General features: G+C 50.5%; 15 protein-coding genes. 10 read left to right on the top strand and 5 right to left on the bottom strand.

The features are described from left to right. Positions 1 to 74: 74 nt before the first annotated feature. On the bottom strand, positions 75 to 1,487 hold the full coding sequence (locus tag ACYVJQ_RS04235; RefSeq protein WP_460891814.1) for an APC family permease: 1,413 nt from the start codon (positions 1,485 to 1,487) through the stop codon (positions 75 to 77). A 235-nt stretch (positions 1,488 to 1,722) separates the two neighbouring features. On the opposite strand from ACYVJQ_RS04235, the gene ACYVJQ_RS04230 reads away from it, so the two are divergent. From ACYVJQ_RS04230 to ACYVJQ_RS04205, 6 genes are all read left to right on the top strand, one after another. After that, positions 1,723 to 2,100: a hypothetical protein gene (locus tag ACYVJQ_RS04230; protein WP_460891813.1), complete on the top strand. Its 378-nt coding sequence runs from the start codon at positions 1,723 to 1,725 to the stop codon at positions 2,098 to 2,100. A 216-nt stretch (positions 2,101 to 2,316) separates the two neighbouring features. Then, positions 2,317 to 3,003, top strand: a complete 687-nt coding sequence (locus ACYVJQ_RS04225; protein ID WP_460891812.1) for a MotA/TolQ/ExbB proton channel family protein — start codon at positions 2,317 to 2,319, stop codon at positions 3,001 to 3,003. Continuing rightward, on the top strand, positions 2,984 to 3,382 hold the full coding sequence (locus ACYVJQ_RS04220) for an ExbD/TolR family protein (protein ID WP_460891811.1): 399 nt from the start codon (positions 2,984 to 2,986) through the stop codon (positions 3,380 to 3,382). Before ACYVJQ_RS04225 ends, ACYVJQ_RS04220 begins: the two co-directional genes overlap by 20 nt. A gap of 20 nt (positions 3,383 to 3,402) precedes the next feature. Then, positions 3,403 to 4,677 (top strand): NupC/NupG family nucleoside CNT transporter, encoded by a 1,275-nt coding sequence (locus ACYVJQ_RS04215; protein ID WP_460891810.1) that lies wholly within the window; start codon positions 3,403 to 3,405, stop codon positions 4,675 to 4,677. A 163-nt stretch (positions 4,678 to 4,840) separates the two neighbouring features. After that, a complete protein-coding gene (locus tag ACYVJQ_RS04210) occupies positions 4,841 to 5,248 on the top strand; it encodes a hypothetical protein (RefSeq protein WP_460891809.1) in 408 nt (135 codons plus the stop codon). 186 nt (positions 5,249 to 5,434) lie between these two features. Further along, positions 5,435 to 6,364, top strand: coding sequence for a YitT family protein (locus tag ACYVJQ_RS04205; protein WP_460891808.1), 930 nt, complete (start codon positions 5,435 to 5,437; stop codon positions 6,362 to 6,364). An 87-nt stretch (positions 6,365 to 6,451) separates the two neighbouring features. Here the strand turns inward: ACYVJQ_RS04205 and ACYVJQ_RS04200 are convergent, their stop codons facing one another. Then, a complete protein-coding gene (locus tag ACYVJQ_RS04200) occupies positions 6,452 to 7,069 on the bottom strand; it encodes a NifU family protein (RefSeq protein WP_460891807.1) in 618 nt (205 codons plus the stop codon). Between the two features lie 209 nt (positions 7,070 to 7,278). On the opposite strand from ACYVJQ_RS04200, the gene ACYVJQ_RS04195 reads away from it, so the two are divergent. Further along, entirely contained in the window at positions 7,279 to 8,655 is a 1,377-nt protein-coding gene (locus ACYVJQ_RS04195; protein WP_460891806.1) for a sodium:proton antiporter, read from the top strand. 160 nt (positions 8,656 to 8,815) lie between these two features. Here ACYVJQ_RS04195 and aroC read toward each other — a convergent pair whose 3' ends face one another. Together aroC and ACYVJQ_RS04185 are read right to left on the bottom strand one after the other, a co-directional pair. Further along, on the bottom strand, positions 8,816 to 9,898 hold the full coding sequence (aroC, locus tag ACYVJQ_RS04190) for a chorismate synthase (RefSeq protein ID WP_460891805.1): 1,083 nt from the start codon (positions 9,896 to 9,898) through the stop codon (positions 8,816 to 8,818). After that, positions 9,895 to 11,322 (bottom strand): hypothetical protein, encoded by a 1,428-nt coding sequence (locus tag ACYVJQ_RS04185; RefSeq protein WP_460891804.1) that lies wholly within the window; start codon positions 11,320 to 11,322, stop codon positions 9,895 to 9,897. The genes aroC and ACYVJQ_RS04185 overlap by 4 nt, the downstream gene beginning before the upstream one ends. Positions 11,323 to 11,596: 274 nt before the next feature. On the opposite strand from ACYVJQ_RS04185, the gene ACYVJQ_RS04180 reads away from it, so the two are divergent. From ACYVJQ_RS04180 to ACYVJQ_RS04170, 3 genes are all read left to right on the top strand, one after another. Further along, positions 11,597 to 12,358 carry a ferritin-like domain-containing protein gene (locus ACYVJQ_RS04180; protein WP_460891803.1) on the top strand — a complete coding sequence of 254 codons (762 nt, stop codon included), beginning with the start codon at positions 11,597 to 11,599 and terminating at the stop codon, positions 12,356 to 12,358. Positions 12,359 to 12,377: 19 nt separating this feature from the next. Next, positions 12,378 to 13,229, top strand: a complete 852-nt coding sequence (locus tag ACYVJQ_RS04175) for a ferritin-like domain-containing protein (RefSeq protein ID WP_460891802.1) — start codon at positions 12,378 to 12,380, stop codon at positions 13,227 to 13,229. A 177-nt stretch (positions 13,230 to 13,406) separates the two neighbouring features. Continuing rightward, complete coding sequence (locus ACYVJQ_RS04170) at positions 13,407 to 13,601, top strand: hypothetical protein (protein ID WP_460891801.1); 195 nt, start codon at positions 13,407 to 13,409, stop codon at positions 13,599 to 13,601. On the opposite strand, the gene queG is transcribed toward ACYVJQ_RS04170, so the two are convergent. Beyond that, positions 13,566 to 14,537: a tRNA epoxyqueuosine(34) reductase QueG gene (gene queG, locus ACYVJQ_RS04165; protein WP_460891800.1), complete on the bottom strand. Its 972-nt coding sequence runs from the start codon at positions 14,535 to 14,537 to the stop codon at positions 13,566 to 13,568. The genes ACYVJQ_RS04170 and queG overlap by 36 nt on opposite strands. Positions 14,538 to 15,061: the final 524 nt, after the last annotated feature.

The raw sequence follows: 15,061 nt of genomic DNA, 5'->3' as shown, positions 1-15,061 counted from the left end.
GTTTTGAGGCCGTTTTATAAAAAACGGCCTCAAAACAGAACGGGACTTTCTTCGTGGTAGGCTTGGTTAAGATCCTATGGCAATTCGGGGATAGGTTCCTGCTTGGCTATGCTTCTTTTAAACCACCAGTACATTGGTATTCCCGTGAGCATCAAGACCATTCCTATGCCCGCCTCGCGCGGCCGAACAATAATGGTATTGAAGAAAAGGGCAATACAGAACAAGATCATAATGGCCGGTACTACCGGGTAGCCCCATACTTTGTAAGGACGGGGGGCATCGGGCATTTTTCTACGCAGAATGAATACCCCCAGCGTGGTGGCGCCATAATAGATAAAGACCGCAAAGATGATCATGTCAGTAAGCTGGTCAAAGGTACCGGACAGCACAAGAACACAGGCCCAGATGCACTGGAACAGCAAAGACTTGCCGGGGGCCTGGGCCTGGTTGAGTTGGGCGGCCTTCCGGAAGAAAAGCCCCTCCCGGGCCATGGCGAAGTACGTACGGCAGCTGGCCAGAATGGTGGCGTTGGTACAACCCAGGGTGGTGACCAGAATGAGCAGGGAGATAAAGACCCCGCCTGCCTCCCAGAAACTTTTCACGGCCTCAATGGCGGCTATCTTATTGCCGGCGGTGTAGACCTCTTCCAGGGCCGGAATAGGCAGTACCGCTAGGTAAGTGGCATTGACTAGTAAATAGATGGAGATGACGGTGAGTACCCCAATGGTAATGCCACGCGGGATATTTCGGTGCGGATTTTTTATCTCGCCGCCCACAAACCCCACTGCCGCCCAACCCTGGTACGCCCAGAACGCCGACAACATGGCCGCAAAAATCCCGCTGAAAGTGATGGGGGTATTAGAGGTAGTCTGCAGGTCAAAGCTTCGGCTCCAGTCAGCCTGGGGGCTGCTTAAGCCAAAGAAAATGATCAGGAAGATACCGGCAAACACCAACACCAGAATACCCGTGCTCAGGCCCGTTCCGGCTATCAGGCCTTTGGAGTTAATCCAGGTAAGGGAGATGATGAGCAGGATTGCCGTAAGCTTTACATTCAAGTCTGCGAAGGGATAAAACACCCCGCCCAGAGTCACCTGGGCCAGGGAAGGCAACACCTCAGGAAGGGGGCTTATGCTGTGCAAGGACTGGGCAAACACGTAGGCCAAGGACGAGATACCAGCCGTTTGGATAACCGTAAATAAGGACCACCCATAGATAAAGGCAAAGAAACGGTTGTAGATGCGTTTGTAATAAGCGTACTCTCCGCCGGTATCTGCAAGCAAGCCGGCAACCTCGGCGTTGCTCAAGGCCCCAAACAAGGTAATGAGGCCGCCCAACGCCCAGCAGATCAAGACCCAGCCCGGTGAGTGCAATTCAGCGGCCATGGGAGCCACCTTCTTGTATACCCCAGACCCAATAATATTGCCTATCACTATCACCACTACCAGCCGAAGGCCCAGTGACCTATTCAATTCTTTTGTTGCACTCATTTGGGTTAGATCAACGTTCAGATAAAAGATTTACTTGGCCAGGGTGTTTTTCCTGAGAAAGAATAAGCGTGTTAAAGGCGTAGATTAGTTACAGCAAAAGAAAGCCCCATGCGTGGTGCCTGCGGTTTGAGGGCAGACAGTGCCTTAGGAGAGTCAAACCAAAAGCACCTACCTAAATAGCTATGGCATCGTCCTAAAAAGAATAGGCTTTTTTGTTTGAAACATTGGCTTAAATATGGTTATTTTTGTCAACATGTTGGTCGGTAAAAATATAAAGGCTTCTCTAGTAGTATCTATTAAGGTGCTTGCTGGCTTTTTATTTTTTCTATTCCTTGCCTATTCCACATCTGTACAGCAACAGGCAGGCTCTTTAAAGCTGGGCCAAAGCAAGGTTCATACCGCCCAAAAGGAGTCCATTCCCCTTACCTTCACGGCCAGTGAACCCACAGAGTCAACGGGAATCATCCATGAGTCTGAGCATCTGCTGCTTCCCATGCTGGTGCTGTTGCTCCCCTTGCTCTTCCCGGTTTATGTACTCCTCCACAAAAGCCGCTACTTAAGTTCTGTCTATAAAATATTCAGGTTTTATAGAATCCTCCCCAACGCCCCGTAGGCATATTCCCTTTCTGTTTAAGGTATCTCCCTGTTTTCTCCGGGTTCTCTTCTTTTGCTTGCCTGTTCCTTCTATGTAGGGCCAGGCTCCAACAAAGCAGACTATCTCAAGGGCCAAGTACCTTCTATTTGAAATAATTCTGGCGTTTTCTCAGGCAAGCTTTACCGTGGCTTGCCCTGAAACGGAACCGCCTCCATTTTTATCCTTTGCCTACAAATGCTATTTATTCCTATTTTACTGCAGGTATCCACCCCTGAGGGAGGCGCCAGTCTCTCCATCTTCAGCATGCTTATGAAAGGCGGCGTGGTGATGATTCCCATTTTATTGCTTTCCATGGCGGCCGTTTATTTTTTTATGGAAAGGTTACTGTTTCTAAAAACGGTAGGCAAAACTGATCAGGCCTTTATTCAATTGGTTGGCCAGAAGGTACAGCAGGGCCAGGTGCAGGAAGCTATTTCCCTTTGCCAGATCCAGGCATCGCCGGCGGCGCGCCTATTAGAGAAAGGCATGAGCCGCCTGGGTTCGCCGGTACGTGACATTGAGTCGGCTATTGAGAATAGTGCGCAGGTGGAAGTCTACCAGATGGAACGGCACATGGGGTACCTGTCTGCCATTGCGGCCATTGCCCCCATGATGGGTTTTCTGGGCACGGTTACGGGCATGATCAAAGCCTTTTACCATATTTCCCTAGCCGACAACATTAGCATAGGCATTATTGCCGGCGGAATCTATGAGAAGATGATCACCTCGGCGGCTGGGCTGGTGGTGGGTATGCTGGCCTTTGTGTTCCATACCTTGCTGCACGCGCAGATTGAGAAGACCGTGCACAAGCTGGAGGTGATTTCCATTCAATTCATGGACCTTCTTTTTAAAGTACCGCAATATGAACTTCAGGAAAACTAAGCGGCAGGCGGCGGTGGTAGAGGCCGCGTCTTTATCAGACATCTTGTTTTTTCTGATGCTGTTTTTCCTCATTATCTCTACACTGGCCAGCCCTACGGCAATAAAACTGCTGTTACCCCAGGCCAAGCACACCCAGAGTATTCCTAAGAACCTATTAAATATCTCTGTAAACGCAGACCTGATGTATTTTCTGGAGAAAGAGCCGGTTTCTTTTGCCGGCCTGGAGAGTTCTCTGGCGCAACTGGCCAGCCAAGAGACCAAGCCCACAGTGGTTCTGCGGGTAGATAAAACCATTCAGGTAAGTGAACTGGTCAAGGTGGTAGACATCATTAACCAAAACAAACTGCCAATGGTCATTGCTACCACTAAAGCAAACTAAATCTATACCAACCCTTTTTTATGAACAGATTCACCGGCCTCATAGGCATTGCGCTTATTTTAGGTATTGCCTACTTGCTTTCCAATAACCGGAAGGCCATTAACCTGCGGCTTGTGGGAGTGGGCTTGCTGCTCCAACTGGTACTGGCCTTTTTTATCCTGAAAGTGCCTTTCGGGCAGGTCCTCTTCCAGAAGCTGGGCTATTATATTACCAAGATCCTTAGCTTCTCTGACCGGGGGGCCGAGTTTGTGTTTGGGGCCCTGGTGAAAAAGGAGCAGATGGACCGGGCCTTTGGGGTAGGGAATGACGTTATTTTCTTCTTTAAGATTGTGCCTACCATCATTTTTGTGGCGGTACTGGTAAGCATTGCCTATCACATTGGCCTTATGCAGCGCATTGTGGCCGTGGTGGCCCGGGGCGTGCATAAACTGATGGGGGTAAGCGGAAGTGAGGCCGTGTCTAACGTGGCCAGCGTGTTTGTGGGCCAGGTAGAGGCGCAAATTATGATCAAGCCTTACCTGCCCACCATGACCAACTCTGAACTGCTGGCCTCTATGGCCGGCAGTATGGCCTGTATTGCGGGCGGCGTCATGGCCGTGTACATTGCGCTGGGCGTACCCGCCGAATACCTGATTGCCGCCAGTATTATGGCAGCCCCGGGAGCGCTGGTGATTTCCAAGATTGTGTTCCCGGAAACAGAGGTTTCTGAGACCAAAGGGAAAGTAGGTATTGAAGTGGTGAAACAAGATGCCAACCTGGTAGACGCTATTTCACATGGCGCCTCAGACGGGTTACGGGTAGGGTTGAATGTGGTAGCCATGCTGGTAGGCTTCATTGCCCTTATTGCCCTGGTAGATTACGTGCTGGGCGGCTTGGGATTGATGCTGGCCCGTACCGGCCTAAGCCTGGATGCTATTGGCATTTCTCTGGATAATCTGAGGCTGAAAAGCATTCTAGGTAGTGTTTTCTCCCTTTTCGCCTTGGCGATGGGTGTTCCGTCTCAAGACATGTTCGCTGCTGGGTCCCTTATGGGCACGAAGATTGTAATCAATGAGTTTGTGGCTTACCTGGACCTGGCGGCAATTAAGGGAACCATTGCCCCAAAAACACTGCTGATTACTTCCTTTGCCTTGTGCGGGTTTGCCAATTTCAGCTCTATTGCCATTCAGGTGGGGGGTATTGGGCAGCTGGTACCGGAGCGCAGGAAGGACCTGGCCGCTTTGGGACTTAAAGCATTGATCTGTGGCACCTTGGCTTCCTACATGTCAGCGTCCCTGGCAGGAATCTTACTGTAATAGCCCGTGTCTTTTTCTAGTTTTTAACCAAACAGAGCAGCAAAAGACCAACGATATTTATTAATTTTGATAGCTCATTTTTCTTTGCCTACGCCAAAGGAATGGTCTCCCGGAGGAATTATACCCTTCAACCAGATGTACTAAGAAAAACATTACACTACCCATGCAGAAATATCTTTTAGCCCTGGTTACGGTGCTGGCCCTTTCCTCATTTACCAGTTTCATAGGGCCGTCCAACTCCCTGGCCACGCTCCTGGTAGGTACCTGGGAGGTACGCGAGGTGACTACCCGCCAATGGGACCAGGACGGAAAACTGGAAAAGGAGGACATTGTGTATCCTTCCAGCAGCATCCACTGGACTTTCTCCAAAAACAAGCTAAAGTTTCAGGACGGTACTTCTGTTACTTACGCGGTTGATGCCAAAACCCAAAAAGTGGCTATTTCTGACCCGGCCCAAAGCATTAAGGTAGTAACCAGCAGCAATACCCAAAACTACATTGACTGGAAAACCACCAAAGTAGTAGAGGGGAAAAAAGTAGAGCAGACCTTTGGTTTGCTACGATTGCAATAACCCTATGTCCTATAAAAAAGCCCTGTTTCAGTTTCTGCTTTAGAACTAAAATAGGGCTTTTCTGTTTAGGGGAAAAGGCAGGCAAGAACTTCTTTCTACCCTATGCTTTCGGGCTTTCTGGTTTTTACCTAATTTACAAAGTCTGCCTTTGCCCTGCTACGTTTTTTCCATAATTGACTATACTCTGTGATTCCCGTATCCCCCACTTCCTACTTAAAAACGGGCCCTGGGTCCAAGGTTCTTTCCACTAACAAGATCAACCTGCGGGCAGAATCAAAGAACATTAGCCTGATTATGCTGGGCATTCTGTCGGCGGGAATGGGTTTGAAAGGCTTTCTGCTTTCCAGCCACTTTATTGACGGGGGCGTGACGGGTATTTCCATGTTGCTGACCCATATCTTTGGCATCCCGCTGTCGCTTCTGATCGTGCTCCTGAACCTGCCGTTCATTTTCATGGGCTACCGGTACGTGGGCCACCTGTTTGCCATCAAGAGTTCGCTGGCGATTATTGGCCTGGCTATGGTGTTGCTGTTTGTCTCTTTCCCAGATGTGACCCCAGATAAAATGCTCACCGCCATTTTTGGAGGGGTATTCATTGGGTTAGGAATAGGCCTGGCCATGCGGGGCGGCGCCGTGCTGGACGGTACTGAGATTGCCGCTGTATTGGTGAGCAAAAACTACCCGCTGCTTAAGGTAAGTGACGTTATTCTAATCCTCAACATTTTCATCTTTTGCCTGGCTACCGTATTTCTGGGGGTAGAAGTGGCCCTCTACTCTATTCTCACCTACTTTGCGGCTTCCAAGATGATTGACTTTCTGCTGCACGGGATTGAGCAGTACACCGGTGTGACCATTGTTTCCTCTGAGAGCGAGGAGATTCGGCAGGCCATCACAGAAAAACTAGGCCGCGGCGTGACCATTTACCAGGGCAAAAGAGGTTTTGGCAAACGCGGTGACAACAACCTGGCCATTGACATTATCTTCACCGTGGTCACCCGCCTGGAGATACCCGCCCTCCGGAAAGAGATAAAAGCCATTGACCCCAAAGCCTTCTTAATTCAGCAGAGTATTGATGATACAGACGGTGGCATGGTCAAAAGAAGACCCTTGCATTAGCATCATCGGCCTACCGGCCGAAAAACAAGCCCAACAAAAAAGGCCCTGGAAAACCAGGGCCTTTTTTGTTATGAATAGCGGGTGAGCTTAGAGCGTTACGCCTTCAGCTACTACTTCCTGTACCTCAGGTACCATACGCTTAAGCAGGTTCTCAATACCCGCTTTTAGGGTAACGGTGGCAGATGGGCAACCACTGCAAGAACCTTGCAGGTTAACGGTCACCACCCCGTCTTTGTAAGAACGGAAGGTAATGTTACCACCATCCTGTTCCACGGCTGGGCGTACATAGTTTTCTAACAGGTCAATTACTTTCTGGGAGATATCGGCGTCTTCTTCAGAGAGGTCAGCAGATACCTCAGCAGCGGCAGTTGCTGCGGTGGTAGTGGTAGGAGTTCCCAGGAATATAGGTCCGCCGGCCTCTACATAAGACTTAATAAAGGTTCTCAGCTCTGGGATCAACTGTGCCCACTGGATGGGTGAATTCTTGGTGACCGTCACAAAGTTGCTGGCAATAAACACCCGAGAAACATAGTCAAAGTTGAAAAGCTCCTGCGCGAACGGTGACTCTGCCGCATCTTCAACGCTAGGGTAATCAACGCTGCCGCCTTCGCCCAACAAAGTGGAGTTCAGGACAAACTTCATGGACTCAGGGTTTGGGTTGGCCTCTGCGTACACAGAAACCGGTTTGGTTGTATTATCAGTCATGGCTGTATCTAGTTATATAGTAAAAACTTATGGGTCTTTAATTAAGTTTCCAAAAATAGTTAGAATTTCCGATACCTGGCACTTACTTCTTGGGTACCACCCTGTGTCTGGTTTGGGCACGTTTGCCGGAAAGGGGGTTAAAAACGTCTTCCGTTTTCAGGAGAAAGCGTAACTTTACCCTTCCAGATTTTTCCATTAACCGTGCCCTTATGCTTAACGCCACTGTTTTACTGGCTGCCTCTTTACCCAACGTGCCTGGTTTTCTCATTGCCCCCTTTGTTCTTTTGATTGGTCTCATTGCCACCGGCCCCATTTTTTTCCCGCATTTCTGGCATAAATATTATAAAACCATTGCGGTAGGGTTAGGCTTGCTGGTGCTGACGTATTACCTGTTAGTGCTGCATGACACCCACATGCCCATTGAGACCTTAGCCGAGTATGCTTCCTTCGCCATTTTGCTTAGCTCTCTTTATATAGCCGCCGGCGGCATCTATGTGAACGCCAACGCTAATGCTACCCCAATCATTAACGTGGCCATCTTGCTGTTTGGGGCCGTTATTGCCAATGTGATAGGCACCACGGGGGCCTCGCTCCTGCTCATCAGGCCGTTCATCCGGTTAAACAACCACCGCATAAAGCCTTATCAGATTGTCTTCTTCATCTTTATTGTGAGTAACGCCGGCGGAATGCTGACGCCTCTGGGGGACCCACCTTTGTTCATTGGCTTCCTGAAGGGCGTACCGTTTTTCTGGACCCTGCAGCACCTGTTCACGCCCTGGGCTATTGCCGTAGGTGCGCTGTGCACCATCTTCTTTATATTAGACAGCCGCAACAAGCCCACCTTTGTGCCAGACCCAGCAGTGAAAGCCAAAAACGAGGCCACTACTGAGTTCTATCTTAAAGGCAAACGCAACCTGGTTTGGCTGGCGGTGATTATTGGCGCCACCTTCCTGAACCCGGCCTCCTATGAATGGTTGCCATATATTCCGCTGGAAGGTGGCATTAAGATTTCATTTGCGCGCGAAATCATCCAGGTGCTGGCGGCGTTCATGTGTTTCAAGTTTGCCAGCCGTACGGCCTTGAATGGTAACCATTTCTCCTTTGACCCTATTCTGGAAGTGGTGTTCCTGTTCTTCGGGATTTTCTTTACCATGATGCCGGCCCTGCAGCTATCTGCGGAACTGGCTTCCTCACCGGCCTTTGCCGCCCAACTTACGCCCTCTGTGTTTTACTGGGTTACGGGCTCGCTCTCTGGCGTGCTGGACAATGCGCCTACCTATGCCAACTTCCTGTCTTTGGGTATGGCCAAGTACCACCTCAATTATGCCAACACTACCCAGGTGCATGACTTTGCCGTGGGCCTGGCCCAATTCCCGGAAACTCGTCTGATCTTAGAGGCAATCTCTGCTGGTGCGGTGCTGTTTGGCGCCATGACCTACATTGGCAACGGCCCTAACTTCATGGTGAAGTCTATTGCCGAGCAGGCGGGCGTGAAAATGCCGCCTTTCTTCCAGTATGTCTTTAAGTATTCGCTTATTTATCTTCTGCCCGTTCTGGTCCTGATCTGGATTATAGAAATTTTGTAAGGTAAGGCAAGAAACACAAAAGTCGTTTTGAGGCTATTTTTATAAAAATAGCCTCAAAACGACTTTTGTGTGAATACCCAATTTCTTCTACCAACCAGCGGTGGCTTGGGTTCTCTTTCTGTTTTGGGCCTGTTTTTGGAAAAACAGGCCCAAAACAGAATTAATCTATCTTATTGGCGCGCTGGCGTAGCATGAAATCTGCCAGCACCAGGGCGGCCATGGCGTCTACAATGGGCACCGCGCGGGGCAGAACGCAAGGATCATGGCGGCCTTTACCTTGCAGCACTATCTCTTCACCGGTTTTGTCAATGGAGGTCTGGGCCTGCAAGATGGTGGCTACTGGCTTGAACGCTACCTTAAAGTAGATGTCCTGGCCGTTGGAAATGCCCCCCTGAATTCCGCCGGAGTGGTTGGTTCGGGTTTTTACGTTGCCCTCTTCATCGGTGTAGAAGACGTCATTGTGTTCAGAGCCGTACATGCTCACACCTTCAAAACCGCTACCGTACTCAAAGCCTTTCACGGCGTTAATGCTTAGCATGGCCTTGCCCAACTCCGCGTGCAGTTTGTCAAAGACCGGTTCGCCTAACCCGGCCGGTACGCCTTTGATTACGCAGGAAACCACGCCGCCAATAGTGTCTAGTTTATCACGGGTCTCCTCTATGAGGCTTATCATGGCCTGGGCCGTTTCTGGGTGCGGGCAACGCACTATGTTGCTATCAACCTGGTTCAGGTCCAGTTGTGAGTAGTCTGCGGGGGCATGGATGGTGCCTACCTGGGAGACATAAGACGTGATCTGAATACCTTTCTGGGCCAAAAATTTCTGCGCCAGGACTCCGGCCGCAACGCGGGCCAAGGTTTCACGGGCAGAGCTTCGGCCGCCACCGCGGTGGTCACGGGTGCCATACTTGGCGGTGTAGGTGTAGTCTGCGTGTGAAGGCCGGAAAGCGTTCTCTATATGGGAGTAGTCATGGCTTGCCTGGTCTTTGTTGAAAACCGCCAAGGCGATGGGCGTGCCTTGGGTATGGCCATTGAAGATACCAGACAGAATCTGCACCTGGTCTTTCTCGTCGCGGGGCGTGGTGATCTTGGACTGGCCTGGCCGGCGGCGGTCCAGGGCGGCCTGAATTTCTTCTATGGTGATAGGCAGGCCCGCGGGGCAACCGTCTACAATAACGCCAACGGCCGTACCATGTGACTCGCCAAAAGTTGTGATCCGGAAAATGGACCCGTACGTGTTACTCATTTCCTCTTTAGTATGAAGATAAACAAACTAACCCCCAACATCACAGCCAACACAATGTTCGTGTACAGGCGTACTTCCTTCAACTGGGTCAGACTAATAAGCTGATTGCTCTCTGTGTCAGCAATATTGTAAAAATCACCCACATCTTGGGCCCTTATAAAAGTATTTTGATCTTCCTGGCCCCGTACCCGCACCGTTACACTGGGCCTGAGGGTATCATAGCGGGCGGTTACGGGGTTAAAATATACCCACTGAAACAAATCGCGTAGCTGAAATTCCCCAGACTGCCGTCCAACAATAAAGTACCGGAATGTCTTGTCTCCCAGCACCCTCCCCAGTCTTATATTTTCCTGAAATCTGATCTCGGGGGGGTAAATCTCCAGTTCGCTGGAGACAGCTATGTTTTGCGGTAGCGGCAAAGTCTTGATGTTGCCTTCGCCGCCAATGCGCAGGTGGTAGACCAGGTTCTGGTTTAAGGCAATAGTGCTACGTGACACCTGCTCCTCCAGTCGGAACACCCCCACCGGCACCTGGTCCCGCAGCGGGTGCGGCGGCAATGGTTTTATGTTGACGGTCTTACTTTGGGTGGCATAGGTCTTGTATTCTGGCTGGCGGTTCTGGGTGAGCAAGGAAGGGTTCTTCGCGATCTTGTATTTGATCATGCGCAGGTTGATCACCGGAAAGCTCAGGTCCTGGGGCGTGATGGGGAAGAGAATGGCTTCATATAACTTGTAGCGGGTAAAGGCCTTGTCTCCCACTTTCACCTTCTCTGGCAGGATTTCCTCCTGAGGCACGGTTTCTTCCAGAGCACTGCGCTGCTTGAGGGCACGGATAATCTCTACAATCTGGGTCTCAAACTGGTAAAAATCCAGCAGGCCCAGGTCTGTGTCTGCCACATAAAACCAGAGCGACACCGGTACGGCCTCGCCCACGTAGGCCGTTTGCTTGGGCACATGCAGCGTGAGAAAGGCATTTTCCTTTACGTCTATAAACTCGGGGGAACCAATGGGGGCAGCGGCGGCCAGCAAACTATCTACGGGGGTAGCGGTGGCCGGAACCACAGGTCCTACTTTCCCTTTGAAACCGGGTACGGCCACGCTTTTGCCGTCTACGGTAAGGGTAAAGGGCTTCACGGTAAATTCCTCTTCCTTTAAAGGCGCGTACTGCTGGGTAAGGGTATAGACCACTGAAACGGCCTTGCCCCGGGTGTAGGTGGTGGTAGAGGACTTCTGGGTGCTTTTCTGCAGGCCCTCAATTTCGGGAAACCCTTCCACCTTGGTGGGTTTGGTAGCCGGGGCTTTAAGCGAAATAGTAAAATATTGATCTATTGGAACGGTGGCGGCACCATACTCCACGGTCAGTTCCTGGGCCATAGTAAAGGGGGCCCAACAGAAAAGCAACAAAAGCAGGAGCGCGTTCTTCATTAGTTTTCAGGAAAACAGGCTTAAAACGGCCGTTCCATTTCTTTCAAAAGTACGAATTACCGGCCAAGGCTCCCACCCTTATCTGCAGCAGGCCCGGCCTAACAAAAAATAATCCTGCTTTTTTTGATTTTTTTCTCCTTCCCTGAAATCCGGGTCTATAGCCCTTGTCGTAGGTCTCGCTACTTCGGCCTATCAGAGTAAACTGCAGAAAACAGTCGTGGCTGTTTGCAGGCTCCGGTAGCAGCATTTGTTTCACCCTCAATAAGTTAAAACTATGGCAAAAAACACCACCCCAGTTCCTGAGAAAAGTACCCTCCAGGAATTGAACAATCCGTTGAACCGACGTTCTTTCCTACGCTACACCGGCGCCGGCGTAGCTGTTTCTGCCCTGCTGCTGGCAGGTTGCGATGACGACGATGATGACATGGGCACCAATACCAACGGCAGCGTAAACCTGGGCACCGGCGACGTAGGGATCCTGAACTATGCCTACGCCCTGGAGCAACTGGAAGCTGCCTTCTATACCCAGGTAGTGGCCAGCGCGGCTTTTTCTACCACTTTCTCCAGCGCCCTGGAGCGCTCCATTCTAACAGACATCCGTAACCATGAGGTAGCGCACCGTGAGTTCTTCAAAGCCGCCATTCCAGCCGCCTCCAGAATTCAGGACCTTACCCCTAACTTCTCTGCCGTTAATTTCTCTGACCGCGCCTCTGTACTGGCTACCGCCAAAACGTTTGAAGACCTGGGCGTAGCCGCCTACAACGGAGCCGGAAAACTTTTCACCGATACCGGTAGCGGCCTTACCTACCTCACCCTGGCCGGCAAGATTGTGTCTGTGGAAGCCCGCCACGCCGCCGAGATCAGAGACCTGATCAGCAACGGAGATTTCGCCAAAGGGGACTCCGGCATTATCTCAGGCAGAATGATCGTGGATTCTAACGGACTGGATGTTGCCTTAATGCCTTCTGAGGTGTTGCAACGCGCCCAACCGTTTATCAAAGAAACCATTGTAGCTACCGGTTTACCAACACAATAATTAAAGGAGAAATAAAGCCATGAATATATTCAACGTATTAAAAGAAATTGAAAAAGTAGACTCAGAGGTATTTGAGCGCTTAGATCCTCGCCGGAACGTTTTCAAGCATTTTGCCGGCTTCGGCAAGAAACTGGCCGCCACCGCCGTTCCCTTGGCCTTTGGCTCCATGCTGAACAAAGCCTACGCCCAAACTGGTAACAACACTGCTATTGTAGAGGTGTTGAACTTCGCGCTTACGCTGGAGTACCTGGAGTCTGAGTTTTACAAGCAAGCCGTAACGGCTGCCCCTGTGGTAGGCGCCAATGCCGCCGCTCAAGGCGCACTTACGCTCATCAGAGACCATGAGGCCCAGCACGTGGCCTTCCTGCGCACTACCATTACCAGCTTGCAAGGTACCCCGGTTACCTTTACCGCGGCCAACTTTGACTACACCGCCAGAGGCGCATTTGCTGATGTATTTACCAACTACGGCACCATGCTGGCGGTTGCCCAGGCGTTTGAAGACACCGGGGTACGTGCCTACAAAGGCCAGGCCGGTAATCTGGTAGCTAACAACACCGTGTTACAGGCTGCCCTGCAGATTCACTCAGTAGAAGCCCGCCATGCGGCCCACATACGCAGAATGCGCCGTGATACCCCTGGCATTGCGGTTCCAGGCCTTAAGCCATGGATCACCCTCAAAGACAGAGGAGGTCTACCCAGCGCTACCCAGCCAATTTATGACGGCGAAGAACTGACCACGCAGGCTACAGTGAACATCATTATGAACGCCAATGGGATCAACATTACCGCAGAGGCCGCCTCTGAAGCCTTTGATGAGCCGTTGACTAAAGACCAGGTATTAGCCATTGTGACACCGTTTATCCGGTAACCAGCTACTACCCAAAACCTTAAAAGGCAATCTTTCACAGATTGCCTTTTTTTATGGTATTATTTTAAAATTTCAGTATAAATCTCCTAGACAAAAGTGCCTGTTTTGCGTATATCTTAATCCTGAATAAGGAATCCTAACACAATACACTCACCTATATCTATTTATATAAAAGTCATGTTGGAGTACGTAAAATTGATTTTAGACAAAGTAAGCTTTGATTCTAAGTTGTTTGAGAAGGAATTGAGAAAAAGCATGCGAATGCTGGTGCGCTCTGAGTTAGAAACTCTGCGCGACTGGTGCTACAAGCGGTTCTCTACTTCTTACAGCACCATCTTAGACAAGGTCTTCGGGAACGTGATGGCCGCTTAACGGGGCCGGTTCATTGGCTACAAATCTCAGATTACGGGTAAGCCCGGCGTAGCCAGTGCGTTTAACCGCTGATTTTCTAAAAATTTCTCCAAACACATCCTGAGTTAGCTCCCTCCAATCCCCCGCGGAAAGGTGAAGCAGCTCAGGATGTGGCTTTAATAAGGGTTCCTGGTGCGGTTTACTGAACCGGTTCCAGGGGCATACATCCTGGCAGATATCACAGCCAAATACCCAGTTCCCAAACTTCCCTTCTACTTCCAGCGGAATCTGGTCCTTTAACTCAATAGTAAAATACGAGATGCATTTGCTGCCGTCTACCACATAAGGTTGAGAGATGGCATCAGTGGGGCAGGCATCCATGCATTTGGTGCAGGTACCGCAGTAGTCTTTGATAGGCCCGTCGGGCTCCAGTTCTAGATCCAGGATCAGCTCCGCGATGAAAAAGAAACTGCCCACGCCGGGCCTGATGAGGTTGCTGTTCTTACCTACCCAGCCCAAACCGCTTTTCTTGGCCCACACCTTGTCCATGACCGGTGCCGAGTCCACGAACACCCTGCCTCCCACCTCACCAATCTCTTCCTGAATGAACTGGTACAGGGTCTTGAGCTTGTCTTTGATGAGAAAGTGGTAATCCTGGCCGTAGGCGTACTTAGAAATCTGGAAGGTGTCTTCGGGTTGGGTTTCTTGGGGGTAATAATTCAGCAACAGACTCACCACTGACTTAGCTCCCTCTACCAGCAGGCGCGGGTCCAGGCGCTTGTCAAAGTGATTGGCCATGTAGTGCATCTGGCCGTGTTTGTTCTGGTTGAGCCAGTTCTCTAGCCTAGGTGCCTCTTCCTCCAGAAAATCTGCCTTAGATACCCCGCAATACATAAACCCCAGCTCCAGGGCTTTCTGCTTGATGAGTTGGGTATGTTTTGGTGCGAGGTTCAACATAGGTAGTAGAATGACTTCTGGTTTATTCAACAAAATTGGCGGAAAAGAATTTCAGTTGCTTTATAATTTCTGATTTAGGTTTGGTTTCCAGGAGAAGGAGTTTTATTCGGTAAGACTTATGGCGATTTTCAAATGGCTTTCTACTTCTGTCGTTTTTTTCTCTTGTTGGTATTCTAAGGGGCCAACAACCGAGATTGTCTTTCCATAGGTAACGCCTTGTGCACGCATCTTCGCCTGCTGCTGGCGTGGTGTCTGCTGTCGCCTTAAGTCCTTATGCTTTGTTGTTTCATGGTTTCCCTCCGAGCGCTCACGGCCGCGGGGCCCCGTCTTTCCCCCTCGCACTGCCCTTGCGGCCGAGTTGCAGTTCTCCCTTAGCAAAGCCTCTGCAGGGCCACAAGCGAGGCGCTCGAAGTAAAGACTGGAATTGAGGGAATGCGTGGAGGAGATTTGGTGAATTGTATTTTGGGCTGTTGGCGTTTCAGGCCCGTTTTTCGGAAAACAGGCTCAAAACGCACTACTACCAG

Source organism: Rufibacter soli, from assembly GCF_054781795.1.
This window is presented reverse-complemented; position numbering and strand designations above follow the sequence as displayed.

Excerpts from the sequence above, each read along its gene's own strand:
- ACYVJQ_RS04235 (WP_460891814.1), bottom strand. The coding sequence starts at position 1,487 with ATGAGTGCAACAAAAGAATTGAATAGGTCACTGGGCCTTCGGCTGGTA.
- ACYVJQ_RS04230 (WP_460891813.1), top strand. The coding sequence starts at position 1,723 with ATGGTTATTTTTGTCAACATGTTGGTCGGTAAAAATATAAAGGCTTCT.
- ACYVJQ_RS04225 (WP_460891812.1), top strand. The coding sequence starts at position 2,317 with ATGCTATTTATTCCTATTTTACTGCAGGTATCCACCCCTGAGGGAGGC.
- ACYVJQ_RS04220 (WP_460891811.1), top strand. The coding sequence starts at position 2,984 with ATGAACTTCAGGAAAACTAAGCGGCAGGCGGCGGTGGTAGAGGCCGCG.
- ACYVJQ_RS04215 (WP_460891810.1), top strand. The coding sequence starts at position 3,403 with ATGAACAGATTCACCGGCCTCATAGGCATTGCGCTTATTTTAGGTATT.
- ACYVJQ_RS04210 (WP_460891809.1), top strand. The coding sequence starts at position 4,841 with ATGCAGAAATATCTTTTAGCCCTGGTTACGGTGCTGGCCCTTTCCTCA.
- ACYVJQ_RS04200 (WP_460891807.1), bottom strand. The coding sequence starts at position 7,069 with ATGACTGATAATACAACCAAACCGGTTTCTGTGTACGCAGAGGCCAAC.
- ACYVJQ_RS04195 (WP_460891806.1), top strand. The coding sequence starts at position 7,279 with ATGCTTAACGCCACTGTTTTACTGGCTGCCTCTTTACCCAACGTGCCT.
- aroC (WP_460891805.1), bottom strand. The coding sequence starts at position 9,898 with ATGAGTAACACGTACGGGTCCATTTTCCGGATCACAACTTTTGGCGAG.
- ACYVJQ_RS04185 (WP_460891804.1), bottom strand. The coding sequence starts at position 11,322 with ATGAAGAACGCGCTCCTGCTTTTGTTGCTTTTCTGTTGGGCCCCCTTT.
- ACYVJQ_RS04180 (WP_460891803.1), top strand. The coding sequence starts at position 11,597 with ATGGCAAAAAACACCACCCCAGTTCCTGAGAAAAGTACCCTCCAGGAA.
- ACYVJQ_RS04175 (WP_460891802.1), top strand. The coding sequence starts at position 12,378 with ATGAATATATTCAACGTATTAAAAGAAATTGAAAAAGTAGACTCAGAG.
- ACYVJQ_RS04170 (WP_460891801.1), top strand. The coding sequence starts at position 13,407 with ATGTTGGAGTACGTAAAATTGATTTTAGACAAAGTAAGCTTTGATTCT.
- queG (WP_460891800.1), bottom strand. The coding sequence starts at position 14,537 with ATGTTGAACCTCGCACCAAAACATACCCAACTCATCAAGCAGAAAGCC.